This window comes from Streptomyces sp. NPDC001450, assembly GCF_053597295.1.
The window spans coordinates 132,174-154,665 of the sequence record NZ_JBSFHY010000009.1; the positions used below are offsets into that span (position 1 = coordinate 132,174).

Annotated in this window: 21 protein-coding genes; 9 read left to right on the plus strand and 12 right to left on the minus strand. The window is 70.8% G+C overall.

The features are described 5' to 3' along the window. Positions 1-327 precede the first annotated feature (327 nt). Genes ACWC5O_RS12490 through ACWC5O_RS12500 form a run of 3 tightly spaced genes read left to right on the plus strand, consistent with a single transcriptional unit; the run spans position 328 to position 2,767 of the window. Positions 328-1,452: an ABC transporter ATP-binding protein gene (locus ACWC5O_RS12490; RefSeq protein WP_450586635.1), complete on the plus strand. Its 1,125-nt coding sequence runs from the start codon at positions 328-330 to the stop codon at positions 1,450-1,452. Beyond that, entirely contained in the window at positions 1,449-2,102 is a 654-nt protein-coding gene (locus tag ACWC5O_RS12495; RefSeq protein WP_450586637.1) for an ABC transporter permease, read from the plus strand. Before ACWC5O_RS12490 ends, ACWC5O_RS12495 begins: the two co-directional genes overlap by 4 nt. Beyond that, complete coding sequence (locus tag ACWC5O_RS12500) at positions 2,099-2,767, plus strand: ABC transporter permease (protein WP_450586639.1); 669 nt, start codon at positions 2,099-2,101, stop codon at positions 2,765-2,767. The genes ACWC5O_RS12495 and ACWC5O_RS12500 overlap by 4 nt, the downstream gene beginning before the upstream one ends. A gap of 4 nt (positions 2,768-2,771) precedes the next feature. Here ACWC5O_RS12500 and ACWC5O_RS12505 read toward each other — a convergent pair whose 3' ends face one another. The 4 genes from ACWC5O_RS12505 to ACWC5O_RS12520 are packed head-to-tail and all read right to left on the minus strand — an operon-like array spanning position 2,772 to position 6,724. Further along, entirely contained in the window at positions 2,772-3,368 is a 597-nt protein-coding gene (locus ACWC5O_RS12505) for a GTP-binding protein (RefSeq protein ID WP_450586641.1), read from the minus strand. Continuing rightward, on the minus strand, positions 3,355-3,771 hold the full coding sequence (locus tag ACWC5O_RS12510) for a DUF742 domain-containing protein (RefSeq protein WP_450586643.1): 417 nt from the start codon (positions 3,769-3,771) through the stop codon (positions 3,355-3,357). The genes ACWC5O_RS12505 and ACWC5O_RS12510 overlap by 14 nt, the downstream gene beginning before the upstream one ends. Before the next feature lie 32 nt (positions 3,772-3,803). Beyond that, on the minus strand, positions 3,804-4,274 hold the full coding sequence (locus tag ACWC5O_RS12515; RefSeq protein ID WP_403947124.1) for a roadblock/LC7 domain-containing protein: 471 nt from the start codon (positions 4,272-4,274) through the stop codon (positions 3,804-3,806). Further along, positions 4,271-6,724 carry an ATP-binding protein gene (locus ACWC5O_RS12520; RefSeq protein ID WP_450586646.1) on the minus strand — a complete coding sequence of 818 codons (2,454 nt, stop codon included), beginning with the start codon at positions 6,722-6,724 and terminating at the stop codon, positions 4,271-4,273. Before ACWC5O_RS12520 ends, ACWC5O_RS12515 begins: the two co-directional genes overlap by 4 nt. Before the next feature lie 231 nt (positions 6,725-6,955). Here ACWC5O_RS12520 and ACWC5O_RS12525 point away from each other — a divergent pair, with 231 nt between their 5' ends. Continuing rightward, positions 6,956-7,915, plus strand: coding sequence for an ABC transporter substrate-binding protein (locus ACWC5O_RS12525; protein ID WP_450586647.1), 960 nt, complete (start codon positions 6,956-6,958; stop codon positions 7,913-7,915). Between the two features lie 231 nt (positions 7,916-8,146). Here ACWC5O_RS12525 and ACWC5O_RS12530 read toward each other — a convergent pair whose 3' ends face one another. The 4 genes from ACWC5O_RS12530 to ACWC5O_RS12545 all read right to left on the minus strand — a co-directional run bounded on the left by ACWC5O_RS12530 (position 8,147) and on the right by ACWC5O_RS12545 (position 10,698). Beyond that, positions 8,147-8,602: a tellurite resistance TerB family protein gene (locus ACWC5O_RS12530; RefSeq protein ID WP_097251767.1), complete on the minus strand. Its 456-nt coding sequence runs from the start codon at positions 8,600-8,602 to the stop codon at positions 8,147-8,149. A gap of 239 nt (positions 8,603-8,841) precedes the next feature. Continuing rightward, entirely contained in the window at positions 8,842-9,492 is a 651-nt protein-coding gene (locus ACWC5O_RS12535; protein WP_450586649.1) for a M15 family metallopeptidase, read from the minus strand. Positions 9,493-9,545: 53 nt separating this feature from the next. Then, complete coding sequence (locus ACWC5O_RS12540; RefSeq protein WP_450586651.1) at positions 9,546-9,995, minus strand: DUF6114 domain-containing protein; 450 nt, start codon at positions 9,993-9,995, stop codon at positions 9,546-9,548. A 4-nt stretch (positions 9,996-9,999) separates the two neighbouring features. Next, positions 10,000-10,698, minus strand: a complete 699-nt coding sequence (locus ACWC5O_RS12545; RefSeq protein WP_450586652.1) for a DUF6230 family protein — start codon at positions 10,696-10,698, stop codon at positions 10,000-10,002. Between the two features lie 649 nt (positions 10,699-11,347). Between ACWC5O_RS12545 and ACWC5O_RS12550 the strand changes: the two genes are divergently transcribed. Then, positions 11,348-12,001: a Tat pathway signal sequence domain protein gene (locus ACWC5O_RS12550; protein ID WP_450586654.1), complete on the plus strand. Its 654-nt coding sequence runs from the start codon at positions 11,348-11,350 to the stop codon at positions 11,999-12,001. Positions 12,002-12,019: 18 nt separating this feature from the next. Here the strand turns inward: ACWC5O_RS12550 and ACWC5O_RS12555 are convergent, their stop codons facing one another. Beyond that, positions 12,020-12,934: a lytic polysaccharide monooxygenase gene (locus tag ACWC5O_RS12555; RefSeq protein WP_450586656.1), complete on the minus strand. Its 915-nt coding sequence runs from the start codon at positions 12,932-12,934 to the stop codon at positions 12,020-12,022. A gap of 436 nt (positions 12,935-13,370) precedes the next feature. Between ACWC5O_RS12555 and ACWC5O_RS12560 the strand changes: the two genes are divergently transcribed. Together ACWC5O_RS12560 and ACWC5O_RS12565 are read left to right on the plus strand one after the other, a co-directional pair. Continuing rightward, complete coding sequence (locus tag ACWC5O_RS12560) at positions 13,371-14,018, plus strand: ScbR family autoregulator-binding transcription factor (protein ID WP_450586657.1); 648 nt, start codon at positions 13,371-13,373, stop codon at positions 14,016-14,018. A 22-nt stretch (positions 14,019-14,040) separates the two neighbouring features. Beyond that, positions 14,041-15,249, plus strand: coding sequence for a damage-control phosphatase ARMT1 family protein (locus ACWC5O_RS12565; RefSeq protein WP_450586658.1), 1,209 nt, complete (start codon positions 14,041-14,043; stop codon positions 15,247-15,249). Here the strand turns inward: ACWC5O_RS12565 and ACWC5O_RS12570 are convergent. Beyond that, positions 15,226-16,500, minus strand: coding sequence for a cytochrome P450 (locus ACWC5O_RS12570; protein WP_450586660.1), 1,275 nt, complete (start codon positions 16,498-16,500; stop codon positions 15,226-15,228). The genes ACWC5O_RS12565 and ACWC5O_RS12570 overlap by 24 nt on opposite strands. Then, complete coding sequence (locus ACWC5O_RS12575) at positions 16,497-17,279, minus strand: alpha/beta fold hydrolase (RefSeq protein WP_450586662.1); 783 nt, start codon at positions 17,277-17,279, stop codon at positions 16,497-16,499. The genes ACWC5O_RS12570 and ACWC5O_RS12575 overlap by 4 nt, the downstream gene beginning before the upstream one ends. A 222-nt stretch (positions 17,280-17,501) precedes the next feature. Between ACWC5O_RS12575 and cyc2 the strand changes: the two genes are divergently transcribed. Next, a complete protein-coding gene (gene cyc2, locus ACWC5O_RS12580; protein ID WP_450586663.1) occupies positions 17,502-19,658 on the plus strand; it encodes a germacradienol/geosmin synthase Cyc2 in 2,157 nt (718 codons plus the stop codon). A 122-nt stretch (positions 19,659-19,780) separates the two neighbouring features. After that, complete coding sequence (gene phsA / locus ACWC5O_RS12585) at positions 19,781-21,670, plus strand: O-aminophenol oxidase PhsA (RefSeq protein ID WP_450586664.1); 1,890 nt, start codon at positions 19,781-19,783, stop codon at positions 21,668-21,670. Between the two features lie 11 nt (positions 21,671-21,681). Here the strand turns inward: phsA and ACWC5O_RS12590 are convergent, their stop codons facing one another. After that, entirely contained in the window at positions 21,682-22,416 is a 735-nt protein-coding gene (locus ACWC5O_RS12590; RefSeq protein WP_450586666.1) for a CTP synthase C-terminal region-related (seleno)protein, read from the minus strand. Positions 22,417-22,492 lie beyond the last annotated feature (76 nt).

The window sequence follows — 22,492 nt, forward strand, 5'->3', positions numbered from 1 at the left end:
GGTGCGCCTGCCTGACGACCTCGGCCGCGACGCCCCCGGCTGGTGCGCGATACGACGGCTGCGCGCGACGCACGCCGAGGTGTCGAGCGCCCCGGCGCTGGAGGACCTCGCCCCCTGGCGGCACTACCTGCGCCGGACTGCCTGCTGGCCCTCACCCCGCTGCCCGATCGCAGCCCCGCGGACCTCTTCAGCGGCAGCGCCCCCGAATCCCCGGATCCGAAGGGACCGGTCAAGGGCGGGTTGCTGGCCAAAGTGCGGCAACAATCGCCGTCTAGACTCTCCCCGCAACGGCCCAGGCTTCGCCAAAACCGAAGGGTACGCGGCGTTTTGATACGGATAGATGCAGTCACCAAGCGGTACCCGGACGGCACGGTCGCCGTCGACGGGCTGTCGTTGGAGATACCCGACCGCGCGATCACCGTCCTCGTCGGCCCCTCCGGCTGCGGCAAGACGACGACCCTGCGGATGATCAACCGGATGGTGGAGCCCAGCGAGGGCAGCATCCTCCTCGACGGCCAGGACATCCGGCAGCAGCCGGTCAACACCCTGCGCCGGTCGATGGGTTACGTCATCCAGAACGCGGGTCTCTTCCAGCACCGCACCATCCTCGACAACATCGCCACCGTGCCCCGCCTGCTCGGCTGGAGCAGGCAGAAGGCACGGGCCCGGGCGGCGGAGCTGATGGAGCGGGTCGGGCTCGACGCCGCGCTCGCCAAGCGGTACCCGTACCAGCTCTCCGGCGGCCAGCAACAGCGCGTCGGTGTGGCCCGGGCGCTCGCCGCCGACCCGCCCGTGCTGCTGATGGACGAACCCTTCTCCGCCGTCGACCCGATCGTGCGCAAGGGCCTCCAGGACGAACTACTCCGCATCCAGGACGAGTTGGGCAAGACCATCGTCTTCGTCACGCACGACATCGACGAGGCCATCAAGCTGGGCACGATGGTCGCCGTGCTGCGCACCGGCGGCAGGCTCGCCCAGTTCGCCCCGCCGGCCGAGCTGCTCAGCGCGCCCGCCGACCCCTTCGTGGAGGACTTCCTCGGCGCCGACCGGGGCATCCGGCGGCTCTCCTTCTTCCCGTCCGACGAACTCGATCTGCAGACCGCTCCCGTCGTCGCGATCGACGCGGGTGCGGAGAAGCTCTCCTCCCGAGGCGCGGCTCCCTATCTCCTGGTGACGGACGTCGACGGCAGGCCGCTCGGCTGGAGTGCGCCGGACGAGCTCACCGCCGGGGAGATCGACCGGGAGCGACTGCTGCCGTACGGGCGGCCGTTCGTGCCCGGCACGGACTCGCTGCGCACCGCGCTCGACGGGGCCGTGCTCTCGCCGACCGGCTGGGCCGTGGCCGTGGACGGCGAGGGGCGCGCCGTCGGCGTCGTCTCCCAGCAGGTGATCGGCGAGGCGATCCGCGCCGCCCACACCGCGGGCCGACAGGATGCGAAGGCCGCGCGATGAGCGGCTTCTTCGACATCCCGAGCGACCTCCAGAACAGCTACTTCGGTCTGATCGGCCTGCACCTGCGAGAGGCCCTGCTGCCGGTGCTGGCCGGGCTGCTCGTCTCGCTGCCCGTGGCCCAGCTGTGCGTACGGTTCCGCTGGCTCTACCCGCCCGTGTTCGGTGTGACCACCGTGCTGTACGCCATCCCGTCCCTGGCCTTCTTCGTCGTCCTCATCGACTACACCGGCCAGACCGAGACCACGGTGATGATCCCGCTCGCCGTCTACAGCCTGGTGGTGCTGGTCCCCGCGATCGTGGACGGTGTCCGCTCGGTGCCGCCGGAGACCCTCGCCGCCGCCACGGCCATGGGCCTGGGACCCGTACGGCGTTATCTCCAGGTCCAGTTGCCCATCGCGGTGCCGGCGATCATCGCGGGCCTGCGGGTGGCGACCGTGTCGAGCATCTCCCTGGTCAGCGTCGGCATGCTGATCGGCAACCAGGGCGCCCTCGGCAATCTGCTGCACGACGCCCAGATCTACAACCGGCCCCTGCTCGCGGTGAACTCCGTGGTGACCACGGCGGTACTGGCCGTCGTGGTCGACGCGTTGCTCGTCGCCGTGCGTGTCCTGCTGACCCCCTGGATGCCGAAGGAGCGCGCGGCCCGGTGAACATCCTGCACTTCGTCAACGCCTTCTTCAGCGACAGCGACCACTGGCACGGCTACGACGGCATCCCGTACCGCGTCGTCGAGCACCTGCGGTACTCGCTGGAGGCGCTCGCCCTCGCCATCGCGATCGGGCTGCCGGTCGGCCTGGTCACCGGGCACTACGGGCGCGGCGGCAACGCGCTGGCGCTGATCGCCACCGCGGCCCGGGCGCTGCCCACCTTCGGCCTGCTGGTGCTGCTGGTCACCTGGCTGAGCTTCAGCACGGGGCTCGTGATGATCCCGCTGGTCGTGCTCGCCGTCCCGCCGATCCTGGTCACGACCTACGAAGCGGTCCGGTCCGTCGACCCCTCCCCGGTGGACGCCGCGCGGGGCATGGGCATGCCGGAGTCACGGGTCCTCTTCCAGGTGGAACTCCCGGTCGCGCTCCCGCTGATCCTCAGCGGAGTGCGCTCGGCCGCCATCCAGATCGTCTCGACGGCCACCATCGCCGCGTACATCGGCCTCGGCGGCCTCGGCCGCTACATCATCGACGGCCTCTACCAGAAGAACTACGAGAAGGTCGTCGGCGGCGCCACCCTGGTCGCCGGGATGGCGCTCGCGACCCTCGTGGTGTTCTGGGCGGTGTCCCGGATCGTCGTCTCGCCCGGGGTGCGCCGCGGCAACTGAGGCGTCACTGCTCGGTGCGGGCCAGCGCCAGTTCGAGTACGACGAGCAGCGCGTCCCGCACCGAGCCGCGCTCCCGGGCGTCGAACACCACGACCGGGACGCCCTCGGAGACGTCGAGGGCCCAGCGGACCTCGTCCAGGGAGTGCTGCACCGTCCCGTCGAAGGCGTTGACCGCCACCGCGAACGGGATGTCCTTGTGCTCGAAGTAGTCGACGGCCGCGTAGCAGTCGTCCAGGCGGCGGGTGTCGACGATGACGAGACCGCCGACCGCGCCCTCCACGATGTCGTCCCACATGAACCCGAACCGCTCCTGCCCGGGCGTGCCGAACAGGTACAGCTTCAGCGTCGGGTCGATGGTGATGCAGCCGAAGTCCATCGCCACCGTGGTCGTGGTCTTGCGCGGGGTGTGCGTGAGGTCGTCCACGCCCGCCGCGACCTCGGTGATCGAGGCCTCGGTGGTCAGCGGCTCGATCTCCGAGATCGAGCCGACGGTGGTGGTCTTGCCCACGCCGAAGCCGCCCGCGATCACCATCTTCACCGGCAGCGGCGGCCGCACGGCGGCGGGCGCGGCGTCCCGGGTGAGCGGTTCAGTCGGTGTCACTCGGTACCCCTCGGGAGTCGGAGACGGCCCGGAGGCCATCGATAACCCTGCGCAGGACGGAGGCGTCGTGGGTGGCCGCGGCGTCGGGCACGTGGACCGTCAGCTGCCCCGCCTCGCGCAGGTCTTCGGCCAGGACACGGACCACGTTGAGGTGCAGCCGCAGCCGGGCCGCGAGTTCCGCGATGGACTGCGGCAGCCGGCAGGCGGCGACGATGTCGTACCGCTCGAAGGAGAGCCGGCCGAGCGCGTCGAGACCCGCGGCGGTGGCCACCACCTGGGTCTCCACGGGCATCGACCGGCCGGGGGCGGCATCCGCCACCCGGCCGGCGGTGACCAGGAACGGCCGTACGGCGGGGGCGGGGCCGACCGGGTCCGGGCCCGGGGGCTGGGTGCCGTCCGCCATGGCTGTCCACTCCTCCTGTCCGGGCGTGCGCCTCAGCGCGTGGCACCGACGCTGTTCTTCAGCTCCAGCACCAGCTGCGGGCTGAGCGCCGCACCGGCACGGTTGGCGAACACCGTCATCTCGTAGGCGATGTTGCCGAGCTTGGCGTCCTTGTCGGTGACCACGCCGAGGACGGCGCCGCTGCCGATCGCGGAGACGATGACATGGCCGCCCTCCAGGTCGATGATGACCTTGTTCAGGCCGCCCAGGCCGTAGTTGCCGGAGGCGCCGGCGGCCAGGCTGGTGATGCCCGAGACGATCGCGGCGAGCCGTTCGGAGTGGGCGCGCTCGCGCAGCTCCGACACGGCGATCAGCAGGCCGTCGGAGGAGACCGCGATCGCGTCGACGACGCCCGCGGTCTCGGTCGCGAAACGGTTCAGCAGCCAGGTGAAGTCGGCTGCGGCTGCCTGCAGGTCGGTCGGCGTGGTGCCGCCCGTCGGGGTGTCACCTGTCGACGTGCTCACTGCTCGGCTCCTTCCGGAAGGTGGTTCGGGTCGTGCGGCGGGGGCGGCGTGGGGGGAGCGGAGGAGGTCTCCTCGGGGTGCGGTCGCGCGTGGCTTCCGGTGTCGCTGTCCCGATGAGCGCGTTCCACCGCCGCCTCGAACTCCTCCAGCGCGCTGCGCTCCGCCTCGGCGTCGCGGGGGCGCGCCGGCTTCGGTACGGCCTGGGCGGCGCCGGCGGTCGTCCGGAGCGTGGCCCCGCGGACCCGGCGGCGCAGGGGGCGGGCGGTGCCGGAGGAGACGAGCTGAGGCTGCTCCGTGGGGGTGGCGGTCTCGCGGCTCGGGACACGGCGGGGCAGGGGGCCGGCGGGTTCGGTGTTCTCGCCGGCGGGTTCGGTCTTCTTTCCGGCGGGTTCGGTCTTGTACCCGGCGGAGCTGGACGGCACCGGACCGGACGGGACGTCCGCCGCCGGCGGTGCCACGGCGACGGGCCCGGCGGGAGGATCCGCCACCGGGCTCATCGTCAGCAGCAACGAGGACGGGAGCGTCACCTCCGCCGTCAGACCACCGCCTGGTGTACGGGTCAGTTCCACCCCGATCTCCCAGCGGCGGGCCAGCGCGCCCACCACGAACAGACCGAGCACCTTCGTCGGCACCAGGTCGAGGCGTTCGCGGCGGATCAGGCGGGCGTTCTCCTCGGCGAGCCGTTCGGCGCTCATGCCCAGGCCGTGGTCGGTGACGACGACGTGGGCGCCCTCGGCACCGGAACGGACGGTCACCTCCACCGGGCTGCCCTCGGGGGAGAACGACACCGCGTTCTCCAGGAGTTCGGCCATCATCAGCGTCAGGTCGCCGATGATGTCGGGTTCGACCATGGCGTCCGAGGCGGCGTACAGCCGTACCCGCTGATAGCCCTCGATCTGCCCGAGCGCGGCCCGCGCCACGTTGGAGAGGGCCAGGGGCCCGCCGTCCAGCGCCGTCTCGCGGATGCCCGCCAGCAGCATCAGGCTGTCGGCGTTGCGGCGCAGGCGTACGGCGATGTGGTCGATGGAGTAGAGGCGTTCCAGCAGCGCGGGGTCGGTCTCGCCGCGCTCGACGGCGTCGATCAGCGCGAGTTGGCGGGTGGTCAGGTTGCTGACACGGCGGCCGACGTTGCCGAACATCTCGGCGGTGTTGCGGCGGCTGAGCACCTGGCGTTCCAGCAGGGCCGCGGCGGTGGTCTGCACCCGGTTGAAGGCCTCGGCCAGGTCACCGATCTCGTCGCGCGCGGTGACCGGCATGTCCCGCAGCCGGGGCGGACCGTCGTCCTCGGCATCGTCGTCGGCCACCCGGTCAAGCTCGCGCCTGGCCACCTCGGCGACCTCCTGCGCGGCCCCGGTGAGCGCCTGCACGGGCCGCACCACCGAGCGGCGCACCAGCATCGCGAAGGCGATCCACAGCGCGAACACCACCAGCGTGCCGTACAGCAGCTGCCCAGCGTGCCACTTGGCGGAGGAGGCCTCGCGGTCGGCGCGGTCGGCGATCTGGCCGATCAGCGAGGTGGTGATTTTCAGCCGGGCGGCGGCCTGTTCGGGGTACTGGGGGTAGTCGGTGAGCGCGTCCTGGACCGCCTTGCGGATCTCGGCCCGCGACCCGGCCTCCAGTTGCGTGGGGTCGATCTGCAACTCGGCGTACGCCTGCGCGATGTCCTGCTGCGCGGAGGTGTGGTCGATGCCGGCCAGCTGCTGTGCCTGGCGCTCGGTGGCGAACCGGCCGAAGCGGTCGGCCTGGTGGGTGTAGAGGTCGTATGAGCCGACCGCATTGGTGAACTCGATCAGCGCGTTGGTGTCCCCGGTCGTCGCGGAGAACACGCTTGTCTCGAAGGCGCCGTGGGCGGCGTCCGCGCGCAGCAGGGAGTCCAGCAGGCTGCCGGTGAAGGTCGACGCGAGGGCGGTGTCGTGGTCGAGTCCGAGTCCGTCGATCAGCCGGCCTGCCGCGTCGACGTAGGCGGGGTCGATGTTGTCGGCCGGCAGATAGCCGCGCTCGACGCTCTGGCGCAGGCTGGAGAGGCCGTCGACGTCCCTGAGGGCCTGTCCCTCGGCGTCCGGCAGCCGGTCGCCGTAGGTGGCGCGCACCTTCTCCACCTGGGCCTGCACCCCTTCCTGCGCCGCGCGGTAGGGGGCGAGCGAGGGCTTAGACCAGCCGGACTCGTAGCGCGCGGACAGCAGCATCGCCTGCTGGTGCTCGGCCTCGACGCGGTCCACGAGCCGGGCCACCTGCGCGCTGTCACGCACCGTCCGGGCCGCGGACTCGGCGTTGTCCGACTGCTCGACCAGGTCGGTGACCAGGTACGACAGCAGGGCGGCGATCACCGCGAGCGGGATGGCGACGAGCAGGTTGAGCTTGCGTCGGAAGGGCCAGCGGTCGGCGAAGCCTCGTACACCGCTGTGTACCGGGGCATGCCGCGCGGGCGCGTCCACCTGGTTCGTGGACACCGGACCTCCTTCATGGGGGCGCCTTACGGCGGAAGCGGGCCCCGTGCACCGCTGTGACCGATTTCGACTCCCGTGAGACTACAGGCCCCTTGAAGGGGCAATCACCTCGCCTTTTATCAAGAATGAGTTACAAGGTGTGTGCTCTCCGCACACAACTGACCGCGCATCGAAGCCAATCGGTGACCCAGAGACACTTGACTGACCGAGAACTGGCTGGATTGGATCAGTGGTGTGACTTCCACCAAGCGCATCAGCAGGCCCATCCGGAGGAACCGAGGCGCGGCGGCGGTCGCCCTCGCGGCGGCGACGGCCTTGCTGGCGGGCTGCAACTCCTCCGACGGCAAGGGCGACAACCCCCTTTCGGACAGCAAGGCGAGCGGCGACGGCGTGGTCGTCGGATCCAACAACTTCGCCGAGAGCATCCTGCTCGCGGACATCTACGGCGAGGCCCTCAAGGCCAAGGGAATCAAGGTCAGTTACAAGCCGAACATCGGCAGCCGCGAGACCACCTACGGCCTGCTCAAGAACGGGTCCGTATCGGTCCTGCCCGAGTACAACGGCGCGTTGCTGGCCTACCTCGACCCGAAGGCCACGCCCAAGACCGTCGAGGCGACCACGTCGGCCATCGAGGCCAAGCTGGGCTCCAAGCTGACCCTGCTGGAGCCCTCGCCCGCGCAGGACAAGGACTCGGTCACGCTCAACGCGGCCACCGCGAAGAAGTACGGCCTGACCGGGAAGTCGTCCATCGCAGACCTCAAGGACATCGCGAAGGACCTGGTCATCGGCGCCTCGCCGGAGTTCCAGACCCGGCAGCAGGGCCTGGTCGGCCTGAAGGACGTCTACGGCCTGGAGTTCAAGTCCTTCAAGGCGCTGGACGCGGGCGGCCCGCTCACCAAGGCGGCGCTGAGGAAGAACACCGTGCAGGCCGCGGACGTCTTCACCACGGACGCGGACATCTCCAAGGACAAGTTCGTCGTCCTGCAGGACCCGAAGAACCTCTTCGGCTTCGAGAACATCCAGCCGCTCGTCTACAAGAGCGCCCTGCCCCAGAAGGGCGTCGACGCGCTCAACGCCGTCTCCGCCAAGCTGGACACGGCGACCCTGCTGGACCTGGACACCCAGGTGCAGTCGCAGAACAAGGACCCGCTGGACGTCGCCAAGGCCTGGCTGAAGTCCGCCGGTCTCGGCTGACGTACCGCGGCGCGGAGGCGACCGGACCCGACGACGCGGGCGCCCCCGGAGGCCGGGGACACCCGCGTCGTGCTGGACGGAACGGCCCTCTGCCTGCCGGACCTGATCCGCCTCGCCGAAGCCACGGCCGAACCCGTACCGGATCCATCGGCCCTGGACCGACTCCACCGCGCCCGCGACCAGGCCGACCGCCTCGCCGCGGGCGGCCGTCGGTACGGCCGCGGCACCGGATCAGAGGTCGAACTCGTGCGGCGGCAGGTCGAGCGTGTAGCACGCCTCACGCACCACCGCCTGCTCGGTCTTGTCGAAGTCGCCGTCCGCGCCGCCGATGACGATGCCGATCTGCACCACGGCCCGCGCCTCGGCGGGCTTCTTCTTCGCCTTGGCGATCTCCTGGAGCACGCTCACCTTGCCGAAGTCGAAGTCGGTGGTCAGCTTGTTCAGGTTCTCCTCGAAGCGGCGCCTCAGGTCGTCGGCCGGGAAGTTCTGCAACACCTCGTTCGTCGCGATGAGCTGGGCCACCCGCTGCCGCTCCGACGGGTCGATCGTGCCGTCGGCGGCGGCCACGAGCGCGCACATCGCCATGCTTGCATCGCGGAAGGCGCCGCTCTTCAGGTCGTTCTTCTTCGCCACCAACTGGGTCTGCATCTGCGACGCCGACTCCTTGACGCGGTCCCACAGGGCCATGCGAACTCCTCGTATCCACGGTCGGATGCCTCGACGAAACGCCCACAGAAACTTCTACAGCAACGTAGAAACTCCTGGTCCGGCCGATAAGTTCCGGCAGCCTGGACCGAATTCCTCGGACGCAGGCGGACGACAGCGTAGAAGCGGCCGGAGAACGGCGACAGAGCCCTATGAACTCGCCGCTCCGGCGTAGAAGTTCCCACGTCACCCGTCCGGAGAGCAGGCGCCACCGTGCCCGGTCAGCCGAGTTCGCGCGGGCCGTAGATCGCTGTGGCGGCTCCGGTGGCCAGGGCCCAGTAGCGGTCGCCGAAGGACCAGTGCCACCACTCGGTGGGGTAGTTCAACAGGCCCGCAGCGGTCAGCGCGTCGCCGAGGATCCGTCGGTTGGCGCGTGCCTCGGCGCCGACGTCGGCGGCGTCCGTGTAGCAGGCGCCCGCGCTCTCCTCCGGGCTGGCGTTCAACCGGGTCCCCATGTCGAGCTCCTGCCCGTCGGCGGCGACGAGGGTGAGGTCGACCGCGGCGCCGGCGCTGTGCGGCGCGATCTCCGGGGGCGACACGTACCGGCTCGCGGCCTCCCGGACCTGCGTCGGCGACCAGTCCGGGTTGTCGCCGCGCAGTTGGCCGGCGTAGCTCTCGAAGTAGTGGCGCTGCAGCGCGGGCGGCCGGTACCCCTCGACGAACAGCAGCCGGATGCCGTCCGGCAGCAGCTCCTGAGCCGCCAGAAGCCGGGTCAGCACCCCTTCCCGCAGATGCGCGAACGCCCCCGAGTCATCGGTTCTGCGGGCATCGACGGCGAGGTCCCGCAGCCGGACGTCCACGAGCGGTTCACCGCAGTCGACCACCGGCACGGCCGCGATCTTCGGATCCGACATCAGTACGATCTCGTTCATGCACCGATGATTGCCGACGATCCCACCCGGCCGTGAGCGGTCGAGCGACGAACTCAGGCCGGTTCCCCTGCCCCTTCCCCCAGTCCCTGCCCCGCGGCCCGGGCCGCCCTGCGGCGTCGGCGGCGGCTCACCCGGGGCTCCTGGTCGGGGAGCCAGCCGAAGGCGAGGCAGCTGCCGGTGACGCCGAGGAGGAGGCCGATGAAGAAACCGCCCAGGTTGGAGGTGAGCCAGGTGCCCAGGGAGAGCAGGACGCCGGTGATGGAGTAGAAGAGGCGCTGGGAGGGGTTGAAGAGGATCAGCAGACCCAGGATCAGCATCAGTGTCGGCAGCAGATAGCCGGCCAGGCCCTGCATGCCGATGTGCATCACGACCTTGAGCGAGGCCTTCTCGGTGAGCAGGATCTCGCCGCCGCCGAGGGCCAGCAGCAGCCCGCCCCAGAACGGCCGGCGGGCCCGCCACCTGCGGAAGACGGACCTCAGTCCCTGATCTGGACGCTCCGGCATCGGATCAGCAACCCGAGTCGCTGAAGCCCAGCTTGAGCCCCGGCAGCCTGAACACACCTGCGGTCGTCGCGTAGTTGGTCTGCCGCAGGTTGCCGATGTGCACGATGTCGGCCTGCTGGCTGAAGACGCCGATCGGGCCCTTCGCGTTCGCCTTGGTCAGTGTGCTGGCGTCGTTGCCGATCTCGATGTTGTTGAAGGCCGCGTCGCCCGACAGCTCGGTCGAGTCGGTGGTGAGGTCGCTCGCGGTCACCTTGTGCTCGCCGCCGCCCGCGGTGATCTTCAGGTTGGTGCCGCCCAGGTCGACACTCTGGCACAGCTTGGTGAGCGTGGCGTTCTTGATCGCGGAGGTGACGACGAGCACCTGCCCGCCGGTGTCGCCGGCGTTCGGGCTGCCGTCCGCCATGGTGTCGAGCCCGCCGAACTGCTCGAACCCGGTGCCGTTGAGTTCCGTCGCCGTGACGGTGAACGGCATGCCGGAGATCGCGAACTGCACACCCAGCGCGCCCTCCGCGGTGAGGACCGCGAGGCTCGCGGCGACGATGGTGGCGGGCACCGCCATGACCGCGGCCCTGCGCAGTCGCACCCGGCCTCGTCTTTCGCCGCCGGCGGCGGTCCCGGACGCGGCTGAGGTTTCGGACGGGGAACCGCTTCCCGGGTTCTCTGGGGTGTTGTCGGCGGACGAGAGGTCCGGGGACGAGGCCATGTCTGCTCCCATAGGCATAGATCAATGCGGGTTGGGCTTCAGTGGCGCGTTGTCCTGGCGCGGACAGCGGCTGCCGCACACGCCGCCTCGCACTCCCGGCGGATGCAAGGGCTTTCTCGTTACGCGGCAGTAGCCTTCGAGGAAGTTACCGCCGGTTACTTTGGGGGGTCAAGGGAGTTGTGAAAAAAGGGTGTCGGATGTGTGCGAGTGCCGATGGGCCTCGTTCCGAAGCGGTATCCAGCAGCCTCCGATGAACAGCAACTCCCTTGTTACTCCTTGACGTTGATGGTTGATCAGGTCTACAACTCTCCCTGGTTTCCCCGGATCCGTGGCGCCGGATCCGTCGAGCGGCATCGGCCGCGTCCCCGGCCTTCATTTCGGTGACCGCTCTGCCCTTCTTCCTTCGACAACCGCTCCGCATCAGCGCGGCGTCGGCACGGTCGCTTCCGTCCGTGGTCCGTGCCCGACCGCCCCCTGTCCGGTCCGGTCGGAGGCCTTCCCCCGAGGACTTCGACCGGCGCCGGCCGGCCGCCGTCGCCGGGCCGTCACGTACGGAGAAGGCGTCACGGCCCGGCGGCGGCACCCCCCACCTCGCCAACACCCCCCACCTCACCTCACGTTGCCCCCCACCCAGAAAAGAGGCACCCGTATGCGTACGCGATCCCTTCTCGCCCTGGCCGGCACCGTCGCCGCGCTCACCGTCGCCGTGGCCGTCCCCGCCTCCGCTGACGGAAGCGCCGTCCTCACCACGGGCGGCGCCGGCGGCACCGCCGCCGCGGTCGGCGACACCCTGACCGCGCCGCTGGCCGGCGGCACGACCGCGACGCTCTACTCCAGCGCGACCGGCACCAGCGGGGTCACCTGCACGTCCTCGCAGTTCACCGCCACGGTCACGGGCAACCCGACCGCACCCGGTACGGCCACCGAGTCGGTCACCGGGCACACCTTCGACAGCAGCAGCTGCACGAGCAACGTCACTGGTGTGCTCGGCGTCAGCAGCATCACGGTCGACAACCTGCCCTACACCGCGACCGTCGCCTCGGACGGCACCCTCGCCGTCTCGCCGGCCAGTGGCTCCACCATCCAGACCACGGTCAAGCTGCGCACCCTGCTGGGCACCATCACCTGTGTCTACCAGGCGTCGAGCCTGACGGGTAAGGCCGACAACAGCGACAGCAGCATCACCTTCACCAACCAGCAGTTCACGAAGGGCTCCGGTTCGTCGCTGTGCTTCGCGAACGGCTATTTCACCGCCAAGTACGCCCCCGTCACCGACGCGGGAGCCCGGGTCTACGTCAACTGACCTTCTTGCGTAGGGCGTTCAGCGTCGTCGTAGGCGCAGAACCAGGACGGCGCCCCCGGTGAGCACCAGCACCGCGGCGGCGCCGCCCGCCAGCAACGGTGCCGAGGGGCCCGCGTCCTCGCGGGTGGCCTCGGCCACCGGTGTGCTGTCGCCGTTGGCGCCAGCCGAAGTGCGCTTTTTCTCAGCGGGAGTTGGCGTTGCGGACGGCGGCCGCGCGGTCTCCGTGCGTGCGGGCCCCGTGGCCTCCGCCGACCCCTGCCCCGAACTCGACTCCGACCCCGCCCCCTTGCTTGCTCCCGGAAACACCACGTCGGAACACGAGTAGTACGTGTCCGGCGTGCTGCTGTTCTGCCAGACCGTGTAGAGCACCTGACGGCCCGTCCGGTCCGACGGCAGAGTCGCCCGGATGTGGTACGCCCCGTTCGTCAGCGGCGGGTCCGTGACCTCGGCGAAGGGGCGTGTGGGCAGGTCGGACCACTTCAGCGGCTTCGCCGGGTCGTAGCCGGGCTTGGTGAGGTACAGCCTGAACGTGCCCGTGTGCGCGATCGTCGAGGCGTACGTCATCGTCAGTCTGCCGCCGGGTGTCAGCCGGGTCGTCGGCCAGTCGCGCCGGGCCAGATCGAGGCCCCGGTAGGCGGGCAGGTTTCCGCTGCACAGCCTGCCGTCCGGAATCACCTGCCGGTCCCGGCCGTTCACCCCCGCCACGCGCAGGTTGTCCCACGCGGTGAACGGGGCGCCGTTCGCGCTGATCGCCGCCCGGCAGGCCGCCGAGCGGTTCGCGCTCCCGCCCTCGGGGGAGCAGGCGTACACCCGGCTGACCGGGTCCGTCGGGGCACCGTGCGCCTGGGCAGACCCCGCCGTCCACGGCAGGAGCAGGAGTGGGGTCGCCGCAGCGGCCGCCGTGACGCTCAGGCGGGCGGTCATCCGAGTCATCCGGGACTTCTCCTCGGCAGGCGCGGGAACGGGGTCTGCTGAGTCCAGTACGGGGGAAACGTCCGTCGCGTTCAGCCGCTCCGGCGTCCCGGCACGGCTCGGCGCGCAGCACCCGACCGGTCAGACTGTTTTTACGGCCGGCCGCGAGGTACGACCGGAGCGCGGGCCGGGAGCCTCCCGCCGTGGCGGTCAAGGACACCGTGAACACCGTGCCTTGGCTTCCGGAAACACGCAGGAGTGGTGGGAGGAGTGCGTTCCGGGGTCGTCCGTTTGCGGAGTGTCATGCCCTGGCCCGGTGTCGTGCGGGTGAACGGCATCCGCGGCACATGGAAGTACGACCGTCCGACTCCCTTTGGCGTTTGGTGAGTTATCGTATGCGTGGAGTCAAAACAAACCGCGTGTCCCGTTCGGTAGAGCTGCAAGGAGGGGTCAGTCGATGGCGAGGCAATTACGCGCTGAGCAGACCCGGGCGACGATCATCACTGCCGCCGCCGATCTGTTCGACCGACAGGGCTACGAATCCACCAGTTTGAGCGACATCGTCGGCCACGCGCAGGTCACCAAGGGGGCGTTGTACTTCCACTTCGCGGCGAAGGAGGATCTGGCCCACGCCATCCTGGAGCTGCAGGCCAGGGCCGCGCAGCAGGTGGTGGCCGATGTCGAGGGGCGGGGCTACACCTCGCTGGAGGCCCTGATGCGCGCCACGTTCGCCATCGCACGGCTGGCGGTGGAGGATCCGGTGCCGCGCGCCGGACTCCGTCTCGCCACCGCGGACGTCAGCGTACGGCCACCGCTCAGGCACCCCTTCACGGAGTGGCTGGAGTTCGCCACCCGTAAGTTCAGCGGCGCCGTCAAGGAGGCGGATGTGCACGCCGAGACCGATGTCGGTGTCGTCGCCCATTCCCTCGTGTGCTTCTTCGTCGGCACCCGGGTCGCCGGCCGCTCCCTGGAACCGGTCGGACGGCTGCCCCGCAGGGTGGCCGAGATGTGGCATCTGATGGTCCGGGGGCTGGTGCCGGTGCACCGCCGTCCCCGCTATCTGACCCTCGCCACACAGCTGGAACGGGAGACAAGAACCGGCTGACCCGCGCGATACGGTGACGCCCATGCCCGACACCCCCACGGCACCCGTCATCCTCGGCGACGAACCCGGCTCGTTCCCGCACAGCGTGCTGGCCGAGCGGCACCCCGCGATCATCCGGCAGGTGCGGGACGCGTTCCCGTACGACCCCGGGCAGCACCGGGCTCTGGACGAGCTGCTGAAGAGCTGCACCGAAGGCGTGATCGAACCGCTGCCCGTGGGCGCCGGTGACCGGGAGCGGTGGCGGGCCTGGGGGCTGGACGACTGCGTCGGCCGGTCCTGGTTCGACGTGCCGTGGCTGTGGTCCGAGAGCCACTTCTACCGTCGGCTGCTCGACGCCGTCGGCTGGTTCGGCCCGGGTGCCTGGCAGGGCATCGACCCCTTCCGCCCCTTCAAACGTGCCGAACTCGACGCCCCGGAGACCGACGAGGAACTAGCCGCACTCGACGCGCTCCAGGACCGTCCCGAGCCGGAGCGGGCCCGCGCCCTGCTGCACGGCTCGCTGTGGGGCAACCGCGCCGACCTAGGCTTCCGGCTGTCCGCCGCGGGCGCCGAGGCCGCGGAACCGGCGCCCGCTCTGGTCGCCGACGACAGCGAGACCCTGTGGTCGCTGCTGCCGCCCGCCGGCACGGGCACGCTCGTGCTGGTCGCGGACAACGCGGGCCGCGAACTCGTCCCCGACCTGCTCCTGATCGCCCATCTCCTCGCCGAGGGCCGGATCGGCCGGGCGGTCCTGCACGTCAAGCCGTACCCCTACTACGTCTCCGACGCCACGACCGCCGACGTGGTCGACGCCCTGCGGCGCCTCGCCGCGGCACCGGGCGCGGCCGCCGGCTACGGGCGCACGCTCTGGTCGGCCATGGCCGACGGCCGCCTCACGGTACGGGCCCACCCCTTCTCCTGCGCCCCGCTGCCGTACGCCGACCAGCCGGACGACCTGCGCGCCGAGTTCGCCTCGGCCACGCTGACCATCCTCAAGGGCGACCTCAACTACCGGCGTCTGGTGGGCGACCGGCTGTGGCCGCCCACCGTGCCCTTCCAGGAGGTGACCGCCTACTTCCCCGGTCCGGTCGCCGCCCTGCGCACCCTCAAGTCCGACGTGATCACCGGCCTGACCGCAGCCACCGAGGATGCGCTGGTCGCGGCCGAGGGGCAGCGCTGGCGCACCGGCGGCACGCACGCGCTCATCCAGGTGAACGCCTCGAACGTCTCAAGCGACGTGCACGGGAAGTGACTTGAGGCCGTTGATGAAGTTGGACACCAGACGTCCGGCCGGTCCCGCGGGGCGCAGGCCGGGCAGTGTCCGCAGCACCTCCCCGTAGAGCAGCCGCAGCTGCAGCCGGGCGAAGTGGGCACCCAGGCACACGTGCGGGCCGTCCCCGAAGGACACGTGCGGGTTGGGTGTGCGGGCGAGGTCCAGCCGGTCGGGCCCGGTGAAGACCCGCTCGTCGCGGTTGGCCGAGGCGTGGAACACCACGACCTTGTCGCCCGCCCGGATCCGGCGGCCGGCCAGCTCGGTGTCCTGCGCGGCGGTCCGGCGGAAGGTCAGGACCGGCGGGTGCCAGCGCAGCAACTCGTCGACAGCGCACTGCATTTCGGCCTTCCCGGCGCGCAGCAGCTCGTACGCCTCCGGATGCTGCGCCAGGGCCAGCAGCCCGCCGGGTGCCGCGCTGCGCACGGTGTCGTTGCCCGCGACGGTGAGCAGGAAGAAGAACATCTCCAGTTCGGCGTCGGCGAGTTCGGCATCATGAGAGAGGGTGGTCATGATGTCGTCGGCGGGATACCGCCGTTTGTACGCGGCCAACTGCCCGGCGTACGCGAACATGTCCCGCAGCATCGCCGGCGAACGCGGGTTGACCGGCTTGCCCGCCTCGTCCAGCACCGGAGGGCCGGCCTCGTCCGGATCCTGGTAGCCGATGACCCGCTGCGTCCAGTGCAGCAGCAGCCGCCGGTCGCTCTCCGGAACTCCCAGCAGATCCGCCAGGTTGAGCAGGGCGTACTCGTCGGTGACGGCGCTGACCAGGTCGACCCTGCCGTCGCCCGAACGGGCTTCGTCAACCGCCCGCTCGAGCAGGGTCCGGGCCCGCTCGCGCGCGACCGCCGTGAACCGGTCGACGCGCCCCGGAGTAAACGCCCGGCTCACCAGCCGGCGCAGCCGGCCGTGCTGTGGCGGATCCTGGTTGAGCATCATGCGCCGGATGAAGGGCAGGTCGTCCGGGTCGGGGTCACGGATCTGGGTCGCGCCGATGTACGAGGAGTACGTCGCCGAGTCCTTGAGCACGCGGACCACGTCGGCGTGCCGGGTCACCGCCCAGAACCCGGGACCGGCCGGCCAGCCCAGCACCTCCGGCTCGGCCTGCCAGGCCACCGGATGGTGGTCGCGCAGGACGCGGTAGTCGGTGTACGGCACCCCGGCGGCGTACCGGCGCGGGTCGAAGACGTCGGGGACGTCGGGCACCGGCGGGGCCTCCTTCCGTACGCTCACGCCGGCTCGCCCTCGTCCGCCCGCAGAAAGTCCTCCACCGCGCGGATCAGCTCCAGCGGAGTCTCGTCCATGGCGTAGTGCCCGGCACCGGGCAGCCCCACGAGTTCGGCGCGCGGATACCAGGACATCCACGTCTCCCGCATCAGCGCGGGCGACAGCACCGGGTCGAGTTCGCCGACCACCGCCAGGGCGGGCACCTCCGAGCCCTCGACGTCCGCGCGGAAGTCGTCGCCCGCCCAGGAGTCGAGCCAGGCCCGGAACGCCTTCGCGTCGCTGCGCTCCAGCGAGCGGTCCACCATCCGATCGAGCCAGGCGGCGGGGCGGCGGCTCCCGGTGGTGAAGTCGATGATCGCGCGCCGGTTCTCCGGCCTGTACGCCGCGTCCGCGAACAGCACGCCCTGCTCGCCGGGCAGCGGCACCCCCGAGGCGGGCACGGGGGAGACCCCGACGATCCGGCGCAGCCGGTGCGGGGCGACCGACAGCAGGCGCTGCGCCACCGAGCCGCCCATGGAGTGGCCGATCACCGAGAACCGCTCCCAGCCCAGCCGGTCGGCCAGCTCCACCAGGTCAACGGCCGCCTCGGTCGTCGTACAGGAGCCCACGGCGTCCCGGGCCGCTCCGTAGCCGCGCAGATCGACCAGCGCGTAGGTGAAGGCGGTGCGGTCGAGATCCGGCAGGACGGCCGCGTAGGCGGAGCGGTCGGCGAACCAGCCGTGCACGGCGAACACCTTGTGGGCGCCGTCGCCGTGCACCTCATGGGGCAGCACGAAGGAGGTCATGCGCCTACCGTGACCCGCGCGTGGGGGCTCGGCAAGGGCACGGACGGGGCATGGCGGCGGGCGAACCGATGTTGTACCGCGCACCGGACGGGACTCGCCGTGAGCCAAGGCCAACGCCACAGAAGTCCACGGAAGTTGCCCGCTTCGTCGGCGGTTCACGCGATGGTGTGATCATCGCCCGGGGCACGGATGGCCCTTCCGGGCCCCGGGTAGGGCCCGGCCATGACGCAGCCGTTCGAACTCCCGCACTTCTACATGCCGTATCCCGCACGGCTCAACCCGCATGTCGACGAGGCGCGTGCCCACTCGACGGCGTGGGCGCGCGAGATGGGCATGCTGGAGGGGTCCGGGATCTGGGAGCAGGCCGACCTGGAGGCGCACGACTACGGGCTCCTGTGCGCCTGCACCCACCCCGACTGCGACGGCCCGGCCCTCTCGCTGATCACCGACTGGTACGTGTGGGTGTTCTTCTTCGACGACCACTTCCTCAACATGTACAAGCGCACCCAGGACCGCGCCGCCGGAAAGGCCCACCTGGACCGCCTGCCCCTGTTCACGCCGCTGGACCCGGTCACCGCCGTGCCGGAGCCCGAGAACCCGGTCGAGGCGGGCCTCGCCGACCTGTGGAGGAGGACGGTGCCGTCGATGTCCGTCGACTGGCGCCGGCGCTTCTTGCTCGCCACCGAGCACCTGCTGAACGAGTCCATGTGGGAGCTGTCCAACATCAACGAGGGGCGGATCGCCAACCCGGTCGAGTACATCGAGATGCGCCGCAAGGTGGGCGGCGCCCCGTGGTCGGCGGGGCTCGTGGAGTACGCGACCGCGGAGGTGCCCGCCGCGGTCGCCGGCACCCGGCCGCTCAGGGTGCTCATGGAGACGTTCTCCGACGCGGTCCACCTGCGCAACGACCTCTTCTCCTACCAGCGGGAGGTCGAGGACGAGGGCGAGAACAGCAACGGCGTGCTCGTGCTGGAGACCTTCTTCGGCTGCACCACCCAGGAGGCCGCCGAGACCGTCAACGACATCCTCACCTCGCGCCTGCACCAGTTCGAGCACACCGCACTCACCGAAGTGCCCGCCGTCGCCCTGGAGCAGGGGCTCAGGCCCGACGAGGTCGCCGCGGTCGCCGCCTACACCAAGGGACTTCAGGACTGGCAGTCCGGCGGCCACGAGTGGCACCTGCGCTCCAGCCGCTACATGAACCAGGGTGCCACCACCGTCGCGCCCTGGCAGAAGCTGACCGGTCCCGGCACGTCCGCCGCCGACATCGGCGCGCTGCTCGCCACGGCCGCCGCGGAACGCCTGCGCGCGTACGCGCACGTGCCCTTCCAGAAGGTCGGCCCGTCGCTACTGCCCGACTTCCACATGCCCTACGCGGTGGAGCTGAGCCCGCACCTGGCGGCCTGCCGCCCCCGCCTGACCGCGTGGATGCACCGCATGGGCATGCTGGAGGAGGGCGTCTGGGACGAGGACAAGCTCGCCGCCTACGACCTGCCGCTGTGCTCGGCCGGACTCGACCCGGACGCCACACCGGAGGCCCTCGACCTCAGCGCCCACTGGCTCGCCTGGGGCACCTACGGCGACGACTACTACCCGCTGGTCTTCGGAGGCCGCCGCGACCTGGCCGCCGCCCGGCTGACCACCGCCCGCCTGTCGGCCTGCATGCCCGTCGACGGCACGGAGACACCCGTCGTCCCGGTCAACGGCATGGAACGCGGCCTGATCGACCTGTGGGCCCGCACCACCGCCGGCATGACCCCCGACCAGCGGCGCGGCTTGCGCGACTCCGTCGACAAGATGACCGAGAGCTGGGTGTGGGAGCTGTCCAACCAGCTTCAGAACCGTGTCCCCGACCCGGTCGACTACCTGGAGATGCGGCGCGCCACCTTCGGCTCCGACCTCACCCTCAGCCTGTGCCGCATGGGCCAGGGACCCGCGATCCCGCCGGAGATCTACCGGACCGGCCCCGTCCAGGCGCTGGAGAACGCGGCCGTGGACTACGCATGCCTGACGAACGACGTCTTCTCGTACCAGAAGGAGATCGAGTACGAGGGCGAGCTGCACAACGCGATCCTCGTCGTGCAGAACTTCTTCGGCTGCGACTACCCGGCCGCGCTCGGCATCGTCCACGACCTGATGACCCAGCGGATGCAGCAGTTCGAGCACATCATCAGCCACGAACTGCACGTTCTGTACGACGACTTCGGTCTGTCGGCGGAGGCACGCGAGGCCATGGGCAACTATGTGGCCGACCTGCAGAACTGGCTGGCGGGCATCCTGCACTGGCACCGGGAGGTCGACCGCTACAAGGCCGGCTACCTCGCCCGCCGGACCCACGGCTTCGTACCGGACCCGAGGCCCGCGCTGCCCATCGGCTGACATCGCGCCGGATGTTTCAGAATCTTCTCGTACGGAACGGGATATTCAGGGAACCCCGGCGGGGCGTCGGGAGTCTTCTGAGGCAAGGGGAACAGACAACAGAACACGGGGGGTGTTCGACCTTGACCGACATCATCGAGAGGACCACCAAGGACACGGCGGGGAAGCAGGCACCGGCACCGGGCGAACTGACACCGTACGTCGCCCGGTTACCGGTCCCGCCCGTCCTGCGCCCGGCGTCCGCGTCCGGCGACGTGACGCACGAGACGGAGATCGCCCTGCGCCCCACCTGGGTCCGCCTGCACCCGCAGTTGCCGCCGACCCTGATGTGGGGGTACGACGGCCAGGTGCCCGGCCCGACCATCGAGGTGCGCCGCGGACAGCGCATCCGCATCGCCTGGACCAACCGCATCCCGAAGGAGAGCGAGTACCCGGTCACTTCGGTGGAGGTGCCGCTGCGCACCGACGGGCGCCCGCCCGCCACCACCGAGCCCGGTCGCGAGGGCGTCGAACCGAACAAGGACGTCGCGGCCCTGCCCGCCTGGACGGTGACCCATCTGCACGGCGCCCAGACCGGCGGCGGCAACGACGGCTGGGCCGACAACGCCGTCGGACACGGCGACGCCCAGCTGTCCGAGTACCCGAACGACCACCAGGCGGTGCAGTGGTGGTACCACGACCACGCGATGAACATCACGCGCTGGAACGTGATGACGGGCCTGTACGGCACCTACCTCGTCCGCGACGACGAGGAGGACGCCCTCCACCTCCCCTCCGGGGAGCGGGAGATACCGCTGCTGCTCGCCGACCGTAACCTCGACACGGACGAGGACGGCCGCCTCAACGGCCGGCTGCTGCACAAGACGGTGATCGTCCAGCAGCAGAACCCGGAGACGGGCAAGCCGGTCTCCATCGCGTTCAGCGGCCCGTACACCACGGTCAACGGCCGCATCTGGCCGTACGCCGACGTCGACGACGCCTGGTACCGCTTCCGGCTGGTCAACGCGTCCAACGCGCGCATCTTCAACCTCGTCCTGGTGGACGAGGACGACGACCCGGTGCCCGGCGTCGTCCACCAGATCGGCAGCGACGGCGGGCTGCTGCCCCGGCCCGTCCCGGTCGACTTCGACGAGGCGCTGCCCACGCTGACCGCGGCCCCGGCCGAGCGGTTCGACCTGCTCGTCGACTTCCGGGGGCTGGAGGGCAGGAAACTCCGGCTGGTCAACAAGGGCCGCAACCAGCCCGCGGGCGTGCCCGACCCGGCGGGCGACGTGCGCTATCCGGCGGTCCTGGAGTTCCGCGTCCGCGAGACCGGGACGTGCGACACCTTCGAACTGCCCGAGGTGCTCTCCGGCTCCTTCCGCCGCCTCACGCACGACATCGAGCACGGCCACCGCCTGATCGTGCTCACCCCGCCCGCCACCAAGGGCGGCGGCGGCCACCCGGAGATCTGGGAGATGACCGAGGTGGCGGACCCGAGCGGCCTCCAGCTCCCCACCGAAGGCGTCATCCAGCTCACGGGGGCGGACGGCACCACGAAGACGTACCGGCGCACGGCACGGACGTTCAACGACGGTCTCGGCTTCACCATCGCCGAGGGCGGCTACGAGCAGTGGAGCTTCCTCAACCTCGCGCCGATCGTCCACCCGATGCACATCCACCTGGCCGACTTCCAACTGCTGGGCCGGGACGCGTACGACGTCACGGGCTTCGACCCGGCGGTGGGCGGCACCCGTACCCCCATCGCGTACGACGCGGGCACGCGGATACCGCTCGCGCCCAACGAGCTGGGCCACAAGGACGTCTTCCGCGTCCCGGGCGGGCAGATCCTGCGCGTCATGGGCCGGTTCGACGGGGCGTACGGCCGGTTCATGTACCACTGCCACCTGCTGGAGCACGAGGACATGGGCATGATGCGGCCCTTCGTCGTCATGCCGGCCGAGGCCATGAAGTTCGACCACGGGGCGCACGGCGGTCATGACGGCGGTCACGGCGGGGGTCACACCGGCTGACCCCGGTCAGGTCACGCGGGCAGGCGCTCCGCCCGGCCCGCGTGCTCGACCGCGGCCCGTGCCAGCGCCCGTAGCACCGGGTGCGGGCGCGAGCCGTCGCCGGACAGCTCCGGCTGGAACAGGGTGGCCAGGAAGAAGGGGTGGCCCGGCAGTTCGGCCACCCGGACGTTGCCGTCCTCGTCGTGCCCGGAGAACCGCAGACCGTGGGCGCGGAGGGTGTCGAGGTGGCGGGAGGGGCCGTACGCGCAGAAGTACCGCTCGACCGTGCGCGCCGAGCCGGTCACCGACTCGGCCAGCGAGCCCGGCTCGATGGCCACCACGGCCTCGTGGCCCACCAGCGAGCAGGCCAGCGGCTCGATGAGCGGGTCCTCGGCGCCGGGGTCGTTCTCGGCGTGGGCGACCCGGGTGAGTCCGCACACGTTCCGGGCGAACTCCAGCAGCGCGTGCTGGAATCCGCCGCACGTGCCCAGGAACGGGATGCCCTCCTCGCGCGCGGTGCGGATGGCCGCGAGGACGCCCGCCTCGCTGCGGTACGGGCTGCCCGGCAGCACCCACACCGCGTCGAAGCCCCGCACCGCGCCCTCGGCCGTCGCGTCCTCGGACGGGATCCAGTAGGCGTCCAGGACCAGCCGGTCGCGTTCGGCGAGGGCGTCCAGCAGGAGCGGGACGCGGGTGTGCGAGACGACGTTGGGGGAGCGGTCCCCGACGAGGGCGAGCGTGGCGGTGTGAGCTGCGGTGTTCGTCATGCCGTTCATCCTGGGCGGCGCCCGTGGTTCACGTCCAACGATGATTCCTGCACGGTCGATAAGCGCTGGTGATGGA

Bases quoted from the DNA above. Each gene is read 5' to 3' on its own strand.
- ACWC5O_RS12495 (WP_450586637.1), top strand. From the start codon at position 1,449: ATGAGCGGCTTCTTCGACATCCCGAGCGACCTCCAGAACAGCTACTTC.
- ACWC5O_RS12510 (WP_450586643.1), bottom strand. From the start codon at position 3,771: ATGGCGGACGGCACCCAGCCCCCGGGCCCGGACCCGGTCGGCCCCGCC.
- ACWC5O_RS12530 (WP_097251767.1), bottom strand. From the start codon at position 8,602: ATGGCCCTGTGGGACCGCGTCAAGGAGTCGGCGTCGCAGATGCAGACC.
- ACWC5O_RS12535 (WP_450586649.1), bottom strand. From the start codon at position 9,492: ATGAACGAGATCGTACTGATGTCGGATCCGAAGATCGCGGCCGTGCCG.
- ACWC5O_RS12540 (WP_450586651.1), bottom strand. From the start codon at position 9,995: ATGCCGGAGCGTCCAGATCAGGGACTGAGGTCCGTCTTCCGCAGGTGG.
- ACWC5O_RS12545 (WP_450586652.1), bottom strand. From the start codon at position 10,698: ATGGCCTCGTCCCCGGACCTCTCGTCCGCCGACAACACCCCAGAGAAC.
- ACWC5O_RS12550 (WP_450586654.1), top strand. From the start codon at position 11,348: ATGCGTACGCGATCCCTTCTCGCCCTGGCCGGCACCGTCGCCGCGCTC.
- ACWC5O_RS12555 (WP_450586656.1), bottom strand. From the start codon at position 12,934: ATGACTCGGATGACCGCCCGCCTGAGCGTCACGGCGGCCGCTGCGGCG.
- ACWC5O_RS12560 (WP_450586657.1), top strand. From the start codon at position 13,371: ATGGCGAGGCAATTACGCGCTGAGCAGACCCGGGCGACGATCATCACT.
- ACWC5O_RS12565 (WP_450586658.1), top strand. From the start codon at position 14,041: ATGCCCGACACCCCCACGGCACCCGTCATCCTCGGCGACGAACCCGGC.
- ACWC5O_RS12575 (WP_450586662.1), bottom strand. From the start codon at position 17,279: ATGACCTCCTTCGTGCTGCCCCATGAGGTGCACGGCGACGGCGCCCAC.
- cyc2 (WP_450586663.1), top strand. From the start codon at position 17,502: ATGACGCAGCCGTTCGAACTCCCGCACTTCTACATGCCGTATCCCGCA.
- ACWC5O_RS12590 (WP_450586666.1), bottom strand. From the start codon at position 22,416: ATGACGAACACCGCAGCTCACACCGCCACGCTCGCCCTCGTCGGGGAC.